Here is a 13137-nt window from a genome sequence, read left to right as displayed (position 1 = left end):
GCACGTCGCGTCGTCGCTTGTTAGCGTGGCGGTGTGACAATTCGTGCCGGGTCCGTCGAACCGCTGACGCGGTGCACGGCTCACCTCACGACGTACGACGAGCACGCGGTGACCGTCCCGCGTTCCGGCGATCGTGCGCTGGTCGCGGTGCCGCGCGGGGTGACGCCGTCGGCGTTCGCGTGCTACCTGCACGGGCGGACGGGGGACGAGAGGTCGATCGACGACCGCGCCGGTCTGCGGGACGGCCTGCTGGACGCCGGATACCTGGTCGCCAGCCCATACCTGCACGGCGACCAGTGGGGAAACCGGCTGGCGCAGGACGCCGTGGTCGCACTGGACGAGTGGGTGTCGCACCGGTGGCCGGTGACACGTCGGTTCCTGATCGGCGAATCGATGGGCGGTAACGCCGCCGCCAACGCCGTGCGCCTACACGAGGTCGCGTGGGACGGCGCGGTGTTCATCGCGCCGTCGTTGTCGCTGCGCGCCGTGTGGGAGCGGGGCGAACACGGACGCGACACCGTGCGGGACGCCTTCCGCTTGTCCGCGGACGGGCACGACCTCGAACCGAAGACCGAGCGCTGGGACGCCGTCCGGCACGAGCCGGGAGACTATGTCGGAGTGCCGATTCGGGTGTACGCGTCGCGGGAGGACGAGGTGGCGAACATTGCCGGCGTCACGGGACCGTGGGTCGAGATGCTCCGCCGCGGCTCGGACGCCGTCGAATTCGTCGAGGTGAGCGGCCCGCACGTCTCGGAAGACCACTTCCGCACCGCGGAGGTCGTGCAGTTCTTCGAGACGATCCGGTGAAGACAGGGAGGCCTTCTCGGCGAAGGCCTCCCCGCGAGTTCAGGCCTCGGTGCGGTGCGTGGTGTCCAGGCGGAAGATGTTGGTGAAGAAGTCCTTGACGGCCTGGATCTTCTCGTTGGTCAGCTCGATGGCGTGGCGACGCGATTCTTCGAGCGCGGTGGACATGGCGGCTTCCTTTCGTCGAGGGGGCACAGCATGGCGATCGACAGTCTGCCTCACGATGCTGACGTCCGCATGACGAACAGGTGTCCTCCGTGCAACTCGAACAGCAAGCGGGGGAGCACGTTCGGCTAACCTTGCACGATGACGACGAGCAGCACAGACGGCCGGGTCGCGATCACCTACTGCACCCAGTGCCAGTGGCTGTTGCGCGCAGCGTGGATGGCGCAGGAATTGCTCGGCACGTTCGGGCAGGACCTCGGCGAGGTCGCGCTCGTCCCCGGCACCGGCGGGATCTTCCGCATCACCGTCGACGACGAACTGATCTGGGACCGCAAGGAGCAGGGCGGCTTCCCCGACATCACCGTGCTCAAGCAACTGGTCCGGGACCGGGTGGCGCCCGACCGCCACCTCGGGCACAGCGACCGTAAGAGTCCCTAGGATCAGATTCCGACCGCGCGCTCGAGGGCGCGCAGTTCGTGTCCCAGCCGGGCGGGGATCGACTTCAGGTCGGGCACCGCGCTGCGGCAGCCGGTGACCCCGAACGAGATGATGTCGTCGTTGCTGGTGCAGGTGATGTTCAGGCCCTGGCCGTCGACGGGCACCGACAGCGGGTAGATGGCGTCGAGCCGCGCCCCGTTCCAGTACAGCGGTGAGCTGGGGCCCGGGACGTTGGAGATGATGAGGTTGAACGGCGGGCGCACCCGCGAGTTGTGCCCGAACAGCATGCTCGCGCCGATCGGCGCCGCACCGAGAGCGCTCATGGCGAGGATCTGCGTGGCGCTCATCGTCTCGTACGCCTCCTTGCCCTCGCGCATGGACGTCCGGATGGTGTCGAGGCGATCCGCCGGTTCGGGGAGGTGGGTGCCGAGGTTGCACATGAGCACCCCGATGTTGTTGCCGTTCGACGCCTCGCGCTGACTCTTCAGCGACACCGGCACCATCGCGATCAGCGGCTCGGCGGGCAGCTCATTCTGATCCTCGAGGTAACTGCGGAGTGCCCCGGAGGACATCGCGAGCACGACGTCGTTGATGGTGCTGTCGGACAGCTTGGCGACGAGCCGGAGACGTTCGAGCGGCCACGACTGCGCCGCGAACTGGCGGGCACCGGTGATCGGCACGTTGAACGGGGTCTTCGGTGCGGACAGGGCGAGCGGGCCGCCCTGGTCGCGGAAGGCGCGGGACACGGTGCCTGCGAGCGCGGGCACGAGCCCGGCGACCTCACCGACGGTGTCGCGGGCGGTGCGGAACGTGGAACCGGCCAGACCCGACAGGCTGAACCCCTTCGACGGCGTCCGCTGCGGTCGCGGGCCGCGCGGCTGCCACGGAGCCGGCACGTCCCGATCCTCCGAGTTCTCGCTGAGCGCGTTGCGCAGCATCTTCATCGCGGTGACGCCGTCGGCGACCGCGTGGTGGATCTTGGTGTAGACGGCGAACCGTCCGTCGCTCAGTCCCTCGATCAGATGCATCTCCCACAGCGGGCGGCTGCGGTCGAGCAGCGATCCGTGCAGCCGCGAGCACAGTGCCATCAGCTCGGCCTCGCCTCCGGGGGCGGGCAGCGCGTCGTGCCGGATGTGGTGGCCGAGGTCGATGTCGTCGACCGTCTCCCAGCTCCACTGACCGAGCGTCGAGAAGGACCGGTGGGCTCGCTTGGCGAGCCGGGGCGTGACGATCCCGTCGCCGTCGGCGAGCGCGCGGTCGAGCATCGCGCGCATGTCATACGTGTCGGCGCCTTCCGGGAGCTGGAAGATCTCCACGCCGCCGACATGCATCGGGTGCTCACGGGACTCACCGAGAAGGAACATCGAGTCGAGAGGGGACATGGGGAGCGGCATCTGAGGCCCTTTCCATCCCGAAGACGACTTCCCGGATCGCGGGAGGGCTCGTCTGTGGTCTGAGGTAACGGGAGATGGTGACGTTCCTTTTGTCAGGGACCACCACCGGATAACTAATTGATATGGGACGGGTCACGAAAGAGTGACGCTCGTATTTCTACAGGTTTCGCGTGAGCCATGCCACTAGACAAGCGTCCAGTTTGGAGGGTGTCATTCGGGCGGTGTACACCGAACGTGAACTCCGTGTGAACATCCGAATTTTGTGCACTCAGTGCGGAATTCACGAATCCAGGCCTGCATAGGGCCGAAAGTCCCTACTCGGTAAGAATTGTGGCATGAACAAGCCATGGGCGGTTGTCAAGCACGTGTCGTTCGAAGGACCGGCGCTCGTCGGTACTTTGCTGGCGGAGCGGGGAATTCGCTACACCGAGTACCCGATGTACCGAGCGTCGGAACTCCCGGCCGTTCACGACATCGGCGGCCTCGTGGTGATGGGCGGTCCGATGGGCGCCCAAGATGACGTTACCCACCCGCAACTTCCGCGAGAGCGAAACTTCATCAAAGAAATTGTGGGCGCCGGACTCCCGATGCTGGGAATCTGCCTCGGCGCTCAGCTTCTCGCCGCCTCGTTCGGCAGCGCGATCCGCCGGGGGCCGACCCCGGAGAACGGTGCCGGGACGGTCACGGTGTCAGAGGACGGGACGCGCGATCCCGTGTTCGGTTCGGTCGGTGCCGAGGTGCCCGTCGTCCACTGGCACGGCGACACGTTCGACCTCCCCGGCGGCGCGGTCCGGCTGGCGAGCAGTCACCTCTACGAGAATCAGGCTTTCGCGATCGGCCGCCGCGCGTACGGGTTGCAGTTCCACGTCGAACTGACCCGCGCGCAGCTGCCGGTGATGCACGCCCACATGCCGCCGGGCACCGCCCCGTCGGGCGAGCACCTGGACGACGTGGAGGCGGCCGGACGGATCATGATCGGCTCGTTCCTCGACCTCGCCGAGAGCTGAGAGGATCGGGCGGGCGGTGACCGATGAGTTTTGCGCACCGCTGTGGTCTGTACCGATGACCTTCCGCACTGGGCGGAACCCGAGAAGGAGAATCACATGTCCCGGATGCTCTTCGTGAACCTGCCGATCAAGAACCTCGACGCGACCAAGACGTTCTTCGGCGGACTCGGCTTCGAGTTCAACTCCACGTTCAGCGACGACTCCTGCACCGCCATGGTCATCAACGAGCACACGTCCGTGATGCTCCTCGTCGAGTCCCGGTTCAAGGACTTCATCGAGGGCGGCATCTGTGACACGTCGAAGTCCGTCGAGGCCCTGATGTGTATCTCGGCCGACAGCCGCGAAGAGGTCGACAGCCTCGTCGACAAGGCCATCGCCTCCGGCGGGACGTCGTGGGGCAAGCTCCAGGACGAAGGCTTCATGTACGGACGCGCGTTCCGCGACCTGGACGGTCACGTCTGGGAGGTCATGTGGATGGATCCGGCCGCCGTGCCGGCGTAGGGGTCAGGCGGGCGGGGTCTCCGATAGTCCGAACTTCTCGAACAGATCGACGTCGAAGAAGCAGACGACGTGGGAGACCCCGTCAGCCGTGACATCCAGGACGTGGAGCTGGAACGGACGGTGGACGCCGTCCACCCCGCGCATGTACAGGCCGAGGGCCGGCTGTCCATTGGCCGCGGTGGGCACCAGGCGCATGTCGCCCGGCCCCTTGGCCGGACAGTTTCCGCTGATCAGGGTGCCGATCGACGCGCCCCCGCGATACCAGCCGTCGAACGGGGGCATTTCCCAGACCGCGTCCTTGGTGAACAGTTCGACGATCGCGTCGATGTCGTAGTCCTCGAACGCGGCGACGTAGCGGTCGAGGAGCTCGCGTTCCTCGGGGGATTCCGGTTCGACGAGAGAGTCGGCCGTCGGTGTGGCCAGTTCGAGTTGCGCGCGTGCGCGCTGCAGCAGGCTGTTGACCGCCGTCGTGGTGGTGCCGAGAGCCGCCGCGACCTCCGACGCCTTCCACTGCAACACGTCGCGGAGGACGAGAACGGCGCGCTGACGTGCAGGAAGATGCTGAAGGGCGGCGATGAACGCCAGCCGCACCGACTCGCGCGACGTGACGACCGTGGCGGGATCGTTCGCGTCGTCGTCGATGAGACGGTTGGGGAGCGGTCCGAGCCACGGCACCTCGTGTCGCTCGACGAGGTCGGCCGTCGGGTCGGAGTCGGGAGCGCCCAGCCCGCTCGGCAGCGGACGCTTCGATTTGCTCTGCAGGGCCGTCAGGCACGTATTGGTGGCGATCTTGTACAGCCACGTCCGCAGCGACGCCTGCTGCTGGTAGCCGTCGTACCCCCGCCAGGCCCGGATGAACGTCTCCTGCATCTGGTCTTCGGCGTCGTGAAGTGAGCCCATCATGCGATAACAATGGGCGAGCAACTCGCGCCGGTAAGGGTCGGCGAGTGCGAGGAAATCCCCGTCGAGCGACTGCGCAGCCGTCATGGTTGGAGCTTACTGCGGCCGTCCGACAGATGTCGGGCCCTCGCGCCCACCGACCCCCGCGCTCAGCCCCAGTTCACCATCGGCTGCCCCGTCTCGAGCAGGGTCTTCATTCCGCTGAGCACCTCGTTCCAGCCGCCGCCCGCGCCCTCGGACTCGCGCCTGCCCGCGACGATCTCGGCCAGGCCCGGTGCGTTGGTGAGGTCGTGTGTGACAGTCAGTTTCGCGACTCCGGGCCGGCTCGACTGCACGATCTCGTAGGTGAGAGTGGTGAAACCCTCCACGTTGTCGGCGTCCATCAGCATGCGCCACGTCTGGACCAGCTTCTTCGGCGGATCGGATTCGATCACCTCGCCGTCGACGATCACGTCGGGCACGCCCGGGTATTCCTTCATCGCGTCGTCCGCGCGTGAGCGGAAGGCGCCGCCCGCGCGGAGGTCGTAGTCGACGAGGCCGCCGTAACCGTACTGCTGCGACCACTCGGGTTTGGTGATGGCGTCCCAGATGGCCTCCGGTGTCGCCTTGATGTAGACGGCGTAGATCTGGAATGCGTCGGCGGTAGTCATTTCTCTTCCTCCAGTTCGGCTTTCAGCTGAGCGAGCGCACTCGTGTGACGCTCGGTGTACTTGTCGATCCACCGGTTGTGGATCAGCTGTATCGGCACAGGATTGAGGTAGTGAAGTTTTTCCCGGCCGGAGCGGCGCGTGACGACGAGTCCCGCGTCTTCGAGCACACGCAGATGCTTCATGACCCCGAATCGCGTCATCTCGACCTGCGACTCGAGTTCGGTGAGCGTCTGACCGTCCTGGGCGAACAATCGGTCGAGTATCAGGCGCCGGGTGGAATCGGCCAGCGCCTTGAAGACGTGATCGTCGTCCATGAATCGACAATAGGTGACCATTTAGTCACATGTCAACGCCTGTGAGTACTTGTTAACCGCCGGCGGTTAATAAGTACTCACAGGGGGAAGTTCTCGTCCGGTTCATGCGCCCGCCACGGTGCGTCCACGAAGCAGGGCAACGCGGTACCTACCGTCCGGAGGTCCCGGTTCGTCACCATGGAGGTTTCAGACAGTGTCCACTGCACCACTCAACCGCCGCGGATTCCTCGGTCGCACCGCGCTCACCGGCCTCGGTGTGGCACTCGCCGGAAGCGTCGAAGCCCTCGTCCGGCCGGCGTTCGCGTCCGCAGCACCGGGACAGGCGATCGGCTACGGACCGCTCGTGCCGGACCCGAACCGCATTCTCTCGCTCCCCGTAGGTTTTTCGTACACCGTCGTCGCCCGGTCGGGTGAGACGCAGTTGGACGGTGGCGTACCGGTGCCGAGCGATCCCGACGCCATCGGGGTGTTCGCGCGACCCGGCGGTTCCACACTCGTCACCAATCACGAGATCGGCAGCGACGAACCGTTCGGCGTGCCCGCTCTCGACGGATTGACGTACGACACGGGCGCGCGCGGCGGCACGACCACGACCGCGGTCGGCGCCGACGGGGCACGGCAGGGCCAATACGTCAGCGTCGCGGGCACCGTGAACAACTGCGCGGGCGGCATCACCCCGTGGGGAACGTGGTTGACGTGCGAGGAGACGGAGGCTCGCGCGGGGGAGGACGGGTTCCTGCTCGACCACGGTTACGTTTTCGAGGTGGACCCGGCGAGTCAGGACGCGAACAGGGGCAAAAGTCCTGTGCCGCTGAAGTTCCTCGGCCGGTACGCGCACGAGGCCGTGGCGGTGGATCCGGCGTCGAGCACCATCTATCTCACGGAGGACGCGTCCGGGCCGAACGGCCTGTACTACCGGTGGACGCCGCCGCAGGGTTTCCGGGGCGGGCCGAACGCGCTGCGTGAACTCGCGCAGTCCCCGGGCGGCGACACCGCGGGTGCCCTCCAGGCGATGGCGTGCTTCCAGGGCGGAGCGCACGTCCCCGACCTGTCGCAGGCGACCGAGCCCGGCACCGTGTACACCGTGCAGTGGGTAGGAGTGCCGGATCGTGACGCGACGAGCACGTCGGTGCGCGAGCAGTTCGGGAACGACGTCGTCACCCGCAGCCGCAAGCTGGAGGGACAGTGGTGGGGCGACGGCGGCGCCTACTTCGTCGCGAGTTACGCACGGACCAGCGACGGCAGCGTCGCCGAGCACGACGGCCAGGTGTGGTTCTACGACCCGGTGAAGCAGACGGTCACGCTGAAGATCCTGTTCGGTGTCAATCCCGATCCCGCAGTCGACACCGGAAACTACGACGGCCCCGACAACATCACCGTGTCGCCGTACGGCGGCGTGATCCTCGCCGAGGACGGCGAAGGAATCAGCCACCTCGTGGGCGTCACGGCGGAGGGTGTGCCGTTCGCGATGGCTCGGAACGAGTTGAACGACAGCGAATTCTGCGGTCCGGCATTCAGCGCGGACGGGAGGATCCTGTTCGCGAACATCCAGTCGCCGGGGCTGACGCTGGCGATCAGGGGTCCGTGGCACCGTCCCCTGTGAGTACTTGTTAACCGCGGGCGGTTAACAAGTACTCACGGGGCGAAGACCCACCCGCGGAGCGCGAGGAACCGCAGCCCGCCGACGACGGCGCTGACGGCGATGACGAGCGCGACCTGCGCCGGGCCGTCGGCGCCGGGGAAGAGCATGTGCAGGAGGGCGAGCGCGAGCGAGCTGACGGCCAGGCCGAGCAGCGCGAGGGTTCCGCCCTCCCACTGCGCGACGAACCAGCGGACGCGGTCGACGGCGCGGAAGGTGAGCCGCCGGTGAAGTTCGTTGGCCAACATCGAACTGGTCACCACGCCGACCAGGTTGGCAACGAACGACCCGTACATGTCGAGGGTGAAGAACGCGAGGGCGTAGAGCACATTGCTCGACGTACCCACCAGCGTGAACCGGGTCAATTGAGCGATCACGCCGCCGGCCCGCCCACGTAGAGGGGGATACGTGGGCGGGCCGACGGCGTCGTGGAACTGAACGATCATCTCATTCAGCGGATGAGGGCACCGTTGCCGGTGTCCGCCACGTGGCCGCCGCCGAGGACGCCGGCCACCTGCTCTTCGCTCAGTCCCAGCTCGCGCAGGCGATCCCAGACCGCGTCGAATTCGACGAGCTTGGCGTTGAGGTCGTTACGCAGGCGGTTGACCTCGTCGCGGATCTTCTCCGCTTCGTCGATCGCTTCCAGCGTCCGCTCCGGCTGCGGCAGCAGCATGGACAGGAGACGGTCCCGGGCGTCGGCGCTCAACCCTGCGAAGGGCTGCCGCTGATCGGCGGGGGCCTCGTGCCTGCCGCCGCGGACCTCGGACGACTGGATCGGCGCCGTGTCGGGCTCGAGTGCGTACTCCGGGACGGGGGCGTACTCGGGTTCCTGGACGGGCTCCTGCTCGCTCGACAGGTCGATGGTGCGACGCAGCGGGCGGTTGGGCAGCAGTATGACGGCGATCAGGGTGATGACGGCGACGACGGCGGCGATCAGGAAGATCCGGCCGGTCGCGTCTCCGTATGCGGCACGGATGACACCCTGCACGGGAGCGGGCATGGACGTCAGGTCCAGGCTTCCGCCACCGCTGCTCGACCCGGCGGGGATGCCGAGCTTCGCGAAACCGTCGGCCGACAGGTCGGCGACGCGGGTGGCCAGCACCGAACCGAGAACCGAGACGCCGATCGCGCCACCGAAGGTCCGGAAGAAGGCAACCGAGCTGGATGCCGCACCGATGTTCTGGACGCTGACGGTGTTCTGAACCGCGAGGACCAGGTTCTGCATCAGCATGCCCATGCCGAGACCGATGATCGCGATGTACGCGCCGACCAGGGTCAGGCTGGTCTCGTGATCGATGGTGCCGAGCAATCCGAAGCCGACGATCATCAAGACGGCGCCGCCGACGACGAACGGCTTCCACTTGCCGAAGCGGGTGATGAGCTGTCCGGATCCGACCGTGCCGAGGAGCATGCCTGCGACCATCGGGATGGTGAGCACTCCGGCCATGGTGGGGGTGTAGCCACGCGAGGTCTGGAAGTACTGGCCGAGGAACGTGGTGGAGCCGAACATTCCGACACCGACGGCGACGGACGCGATGATGGCGAGTCCGGTGGTCTTCTCCGTGACGATCTTGAGCGGGATGATCGGCGACTTGGCCTTGGCCTCGACGAGGATCGTCGCGGCCAGCAGCAGCACACCCGATCCGACGTACATGACCGTCTCGCGGGAGAACCACTCGTAGTAGCCCGCCTTACCGGCGAACGAGACCCAGATCAGCAGGATGGACACACCGGCGGTCAGCAGCAGGGCGCCGAGCCAGTCGATGGAGACGTCATCCTTCTTTTCGGTCGCGAGGTGCAGCGTGCGCTGCAGCAGGAACAGTGCGATGACGGCGAGCGGCACGCACACGAAGAAGCACCAGCGCCAGCCGAGGGGGCTGTCGACGATGACGCCGCCGAGGATCGGGCCACCCGACATCGACACGGCCATGACGGCACCCATGTAACCGGAGTAGCGGCCGCGCTCACGGGGAGCGACGATGGTGCCGATGATGGCGACGACGAGCGCCGTCAGGCCACCCATGCCGATGCCCTGGATGACACGCGCGGTCAGCAGGATCGGCACGTTGTGCGCGAAGCCGGCGATCACCGAACCGATGACGAAGATGACGATCGCGCTCTGGACGAGGACCTTCTTGTTGAACAGGTCGGCGAGCTTGCCCCAGATGGGTGTCGAGGCGGCGTTGGCGAGCAGTGCGCTGGTGATGACCCAGGCGTACGCGGTCTGCGTGCCCTTCAGGTCGCCGATGATCGTGGGGAGGGCGGTGGCGACGATCGTGCTGCTCAGCAGTGCGGTGAACAGCGCCGCGAGCAGGCCCGTGAGGGCTTCGAGGATTTGGCGGTGCGTCATGGCCGTCGTTTCTTCAACCGGCGGCCGAGTCTGTGTTTCGGTCATACGCTTTGTGTTCCAATCGGGTTCGAGCTCGTGACGATCCGGTGTTCTGGATCGAAGAGTGTTTCCTTCAGGTGCCGGATGGACTCGAGGGCAATCGCTGCCTCGGTCTCGTTCCATCCGGTCATCAACTTCTGCATTCGTGCCGCTCGCTGTGTTCTCACGTGCTTGACGTACGCCATTCCCTCCGGCGACACGCGTATTCGGAATGCGCGTCCGTCGGCGGGATCCGAGTGGCGGGTGACGTAGCCGACGTCCACCAGATCGGTGATCTGGCGACTGAGTGAGGACTGGCTGACACACAGCTCGGAGGCGAGTTCGTTCTGCCGGCATTCCCCCCGGGCGGCGAGAACGAGGAGGACCCCCGTCAACGCGCGCGGGATGTGACCGTCACCTTCCGACACCAGGGCGTCGCGAAGCACGCGGCCGAAGAGGAAGACCTCGTCGATGAGCGCTTCGGTGGTGCCGAGAGATACGGACGACACGGAAGGCACTGACGAGACGGACATGGCAACCCCTGAAGGACGACTTACTTGATGCAAGCAACTATATACATCGTTAGTGCAAGCAAGTAAGTCATTTCGGTGTCTGGTGCATCACAAAACGAAGTGACCTATTATCTGCGTATGAATGCAGATATGCGCGCTTGCCGGCGCCGGCTCGACGAAGACCAGGTCGGGCTGGTAGTCGAGGTCTTCCGCATGCTCGCCGACGCCACCCGGGTCCAGCTGCTCTGGCAACTGGTGGGAGGCGAGCTGTCGGTGAACGAGTTGGCCGAACGGGTGGGAAAGCCGGCGCCATCCGTCTCGCAGCACCTCGCGAAGCTCCGGATGGCGCGGCTGGTGCGCACGCGGAGGGAGGGGACGTCCATCTACTACAGCGTCGCCAACGAGCACGTGCAGCAGCTGGTCACCGACGCCGTGTTCAACGCTGAACACGCGGGCCCCGGCATCCCGGGACACCACCGCGCCGCCGGCGACCTGCAGGTCATCCACGAGGACCCGGACCTCGCCGCGGAGGGAGGCGGCTCGTGACCGGCCACGGACATTCCCACGGGCACGGGCACGGCCACCGGCATTCGGGCGGTGTCCGCGGGGCGATCCGCCAGATCTTCGCCCCGCACAGCCACGACTCCGCGGACAGCGTCGACGACGCACTCGAGGCGAGCGAGATCGGGATCCGGGCGGTGAAGATCAGCCTGGTGGTGCTGGGCGTCACCGCCCTGGCCCAGGTGATCGTGGTGGGGCTGTCCGGTTCCGTCGCTCTCGCCGCCGACACCGTGCACAACTTCTCCGACGCGCTGACGGCGGTGCCGCTGTGGATCGCGTTCGCCCTCGGACGGCGGGCGGCCACCCGCCGATTCACGTACGGCTACGGCCGGGCCGAAGACCTCGCCGGGTTGTTCGTCGTGGTGATGATCGCGTTGTCCGCGGTCGTCGCGGGTGTGGAGGCGACCCGCCGCCTCCTCGATCCCGTGCCCATCGACCACCTCGGGTGGGTGGCCCTCGCCGGTGTCATCGGTTTCGCCGGCAACGAATGGGTGGCGCTGTATCGCATCCGCGTCGGCAGGCGGATCGGCTCTGCCGCGCTCGTCGCCGACGGCCTGCACGCACGGACCGACGGATTCACCTCCCTCGCCGTGGTGCTGGGCGCAGGCGGTGTCGCGGTCGGGCTTCCGCTCGCCGACCCGGTGGTGGGCCTGGTCATCACGGCCGCGATCCTGCTCGTGCTGCGGACCGCCGCCCGCGACGTGTTCCGGCGGCTCATGGACGGCGTCGACCCGGAACTGGTCGATGCCGCCGAACGGGCCCTCGCCGCCGAACCGGGGGTGGTCGGGGTGCGGAGCGTGAAGATGCGGTGGATCGGGCACCACCTGCATGCCGACGCCGAACTCGACGTCGATCCGTCGACCAGCCTGCGCGACGCACACCGTGTGGCGCACACCGCCGAACACGCACTCACCCATGCGGTCCCGAAGTTGAACACCGCCCTGATCCACGCCTATCCGGCCCACGACGCGGAGCAGGTCGGTCAGACGGCGTGACTCGCGGTCAGAACGGCTCGGGCCCGGTGGCGACCGGACGCCCGGGATCGGACGACCACTGCGACCAGGACCCCGGATACAGGGCGGCGTCGACGCCGGCGAGCGCGAGTGCTGCGACCTGGTGGGCCGCTGTCACACCCGATCCGCAATAGACGCCGACGGGACGTCCGGGTTCCGCGCCGACCGCGGCGAACCGTTCGCGCAGTGCCTGGACAGGCGCGAACCGTCCGTCGGGCCCGAGATTCTCGGACGTCGGGGCGCTGTGAGCGCCGGGAATGTGCCCTGCGCGGGGATCGATGGGTTCGGTCTCGCCCGAATAGCGCTCGGCGGCACGGGCATCGAGAAGGCAGCCGTCGGCGGCGAAGTCGGCGGCCTCGTCCGCGGTCAGCGTCGGCAGGTGGCCGCCAGTCAGCACGACGTCACCCGGGAATCGTGGGTGCTCGTCACCGGATCGGACGGGGTGGCCCGCCGACGTCCACGCGCCGAGGCCACCGTCGAGCATCGTCACGTCGGCAACTCCGGCCCAGCGCAGCAGCCACCACGCCCGCGCGGCGGCAAGGTTCCCGGTGGCGTCGTAGACGACGACAGGGCTGCCCTCCCGGACACCCCACCGGCGCGCGGCGTCCTGGAGGTCCGGCAGGGTCGGCAGCGGATGCCGGCCCAGTTCCGGAGATCCCGGCGCGGCCAGTTCGGTGTCCAGGTCGACGAACACGGCACCGGGAATGTGCGCGTCGAGATAGTGCTGCCTGCCTTCGGTGTCGCCGAGCGCCCACCGCACGTCGAGAAGGACCGGCGGGGCGTCGCTGCTCAACGATTCCGCCAACTCGTCGATCGTCACCACAGGGCTCATCGGACCACTGTCGCACAACGAAGGTTCGGTGTGCCCGGG

Annotated in this window: 16 protein-coding genes; 7 read left to right on the top strand and 9 right to left on the bottom strand. The window is 67.3% G+C overall.

The features are described 5' to 3' along the window. Window positions 1-33: 33 nt before the first annotated feature. Complete coding sequence (locus tag DTA22_RS06690) at window positions 34-807, top strand: alpha/beta hydrolase family protein (RefSeq protein ID WP_037235495.1); 774 nt, start codon at window positions 34-36, stop codon at window positions 805-807. A 39-nt stretch (window positions 808-846) separates the two neighbouring features. Here the strand turns inward: DTA22_RS06690 and DTA22_RS36695 are convergent, their stop codons facing one another. Continuing rightward, the gene (locus tag DTA22_RS36695; protein WP_005257351.1) at window positions 847-972 is read right to left on the bottom strand and encodes a hypothetical protein; all 126 of its coding nucleotides are present in this window, start codon (window positions 970-972) and stop codon (window positions 847-849) included. A 138-nt stretch (window positions 973-1110) separates the two neighbouring features. On the opposite strand from DTA22_RS36695, the gene DTA22_RS06685 reads away from it, so the two are divergent. Next, window positions 1111-1407, top strand: coding sequence for an Rdx family protein (locus DTA22_RS06685; RefSeq protein WP_037235497.1), 297 nt, complete (start codon window positions 1111-1113; stop codon window positions 1405-1407). Window positions 1408-1409: 2 nt separating this feature from the next. Here DTA22_RS06685 and DTA22_RS06680 read toward each other — a convergent pair whose 3' ends face one another. Continuing rightward, window positions 1410-2801 carry a WS/DGAT/MGAT family O-acyltransferase gene (locus DTA22_RS06680; RefSeq protein ID WP_037235501.1) on the bottom strand — a complete coding sequence of 464 codons (1392 nt, stop codon included), beginning with the start codon at window positions 2799-2801 and terminating at the stop codon, window positions 1410-1412. A gap of 335 nt (window positions 2802-3136) precedes the next feature. Here DTA22_RS06680 and DTA22_RS06675 point away from each other — a divergent pair, with 335 nt between their 5' ends. Further along, the gene (locus DTA22_RS06675) at window positions 3137-3808 is read left to right on the top strand and encodes a type 1 glutamine amidotransferase (protein ID WP_112298938.1); all 672 of its coding nucleotides are present in this window, start codon (window positions 3137-3139) and stop codon (window positions 3806-3808) included. 96 nt (window positions 3809-3904) lie between these two features. Next, entirely contained in the window at window positions 3905-4309 is a 405-nt protein-coding gene (locus DTA22_RS06670; RefSeq protein ID WP_112299023.1) for a VOC family protein, read from the top strand. Between the two features lie 3 nt (window positions 4310-4312). On the opposite strand, the gene DTA22_RS06665 is transcribed toward DTA22_RS06670, so the two are convergent. The 3 genes from DTA22_RS06665 to DTA22_RS06655 all read right to left on the bottom strand — a co-directional run bounded on the left by DTA22_RS06665 (window position 4313) and on the right by DTA22_RS06655 (window position 6173). Beyond that, window positions 4313-5296 carry a sigma-70 family RNA polymerase sigma factor gene (locus tag DTA22_RS06665; RefSeq protein ID WP_112298937.1) on the bottom strand — a complete coding sequence of 328 codons (984 nt, stop codon included), beginning with the start codon at window positions 5294-5296 and terminating at the stop codon, window positions 4313-4315. Window positions 5297-5358: 62 nt separating this feature from the next. Next, complete coding sequence (locus tag DTA22_RS06660) at window positions 5359-5859, bottom strand: SRPBCC family protein (RefSeq protein ID WP_037235510.1); 501 nt, start codon at window positions 5857-5859, stop codon at window positions 5359-5361. Continuing rightward, window positions 5856-6173 (bottom strand): ArsR/SmtB family transcription factor, encoded by a 318-nt coding sequence (locus tag DTA22_RS06655; RefSeq protein ID WP_005573288.1) that lies wholly within the window; start codon window positions 6171-6173, stop codon window positions 5856-5858. The genes DTA22_RS06660 and DTA22_RS06655 overlap by 4 nt, the downstream gene beginning before the upstream one ends. Window positions 6174-6366: 193 nt before the next feature. Between DTA22_RS06655 and DTA22_RS06650 the strand changes: the two genes are divergently transcribed. After that, window positions 6367-7776 carry an alkaline phosphatase PhoX gene (locus DTA22_RS06650; RefSeq protein ID WP_112298936.1) on the top strand — a complete coding sequence of 470 codons (1410 nt, stop codon included), beginning with the start codon at window positions 6367-6369 and terminating at the stop codon, window positions 7774-7776. A 32-nt stretch (window positions 7777-7808) separates the two neighbouring features. On the opposite strand, the gene DTA22_RS06645 is transcribed toward DTA22_RS06650, so the two are convergent. The 3 genes from DTA22_RS06645 to DTA22_RS06635 are packed head-to-tail and all read right to left on the bottom strand — an operon-like array spanning window position 7809 to window position 10713. Continuing rightward, window positions 7809-8258, bottom strand: a complete 450-nt coding sequence (locus DTA22_RS06645) for a GtrA family protein (RefSeq protein ID WP_112298935.1) — start codon at window positions 8256-8258, stop codon at window positions 7809-7811. Window positions 8259-8263: 5 nt separating this feature from the next. Further along, on the bottom strand, window positions 8264-10207 hold the full coding sequence (locus tag DTA22_RS06640; protein ID WP_112298934.1) for an MDR family MFS transporter: 1944 nt from the start codon (window positions 10205-10207) through the stop codon (window positions 8264-8266). Then, complete coding sequence (locus DTA22_RS06635; protein WP_037235522.1) at window positions 10204-10713, bottom strand: MarR family winged helix-turn-helix transcriptional regulator; 510 nt, start codon at window positions 10711-10713, stop codon at window positions 10204-10206. Before DTA22_RS06635 ends, DTA22_RS06640 begins: the two co-directional genes overlap by 4 nt. A 117-nt stretch (window positions 10714-10830) precedes the next feature. On the opposite strand from DTA22_RS06635, the gene DTA22_RS06630 reads away from it, so the two are divergent. Further along, window positions 10831-11238 carry an ArsR/SmtB family transcription factor gene (locus tag DTA22_RS06630; RefSeq protein ID WP_037235525.1) on the top strand — a complete coding sequence of 136 codons (408 nt, stop codon included), beginning with the start codon at window positions 10831-10833 and terminating at the stop codon, window positions 11236-11238. Then, entirely contained in the window at window positions 11235-12248 is a 1014-nt protein-coding gene (locus tag DTA22_RS06625; protein ID WP_112298933.1) for a cation diffusion facilitator family transporter, read from the top strand. Before DTA22_RS06630 ends, DTA22_RS06625 begins: the two co-directional genes overlap by 4 nt. A gap of 7 nt (window positions 12249-12255) precedes the next feature. Here the strand turns inward: DTA22_RS06625 and DTA22_RS06620 are convergent, their stop codons facing one another. Next, a complete protein-coding gene (locus DTA22_RS06620; protein WP_112298932.1) occupies window positions 12256-13089 on the bottom strand; it encodes a sulfurtransferase in 834 nt (277 codons plus the stop codon). Window positions 13090-13137 lie beyond the last annotated feature (48 nt).

This window comes from Rhodococcus wratislaviensis (genome assembly GCF_900455735.1).
Classification (GTDB): domain Bacteria; phylum Actinomycetota; class Actinomycetes; order Mycobacteriales; family Mycobacteriaceae; genus Rhodococcus_F; species Rhodococcus_F wratislaviensis.
The sequence above is the reverse complement of the archived record's forward strand: the minus strand, read 5'-3'. Positions and strand labels throughout refer to the sequence as shown.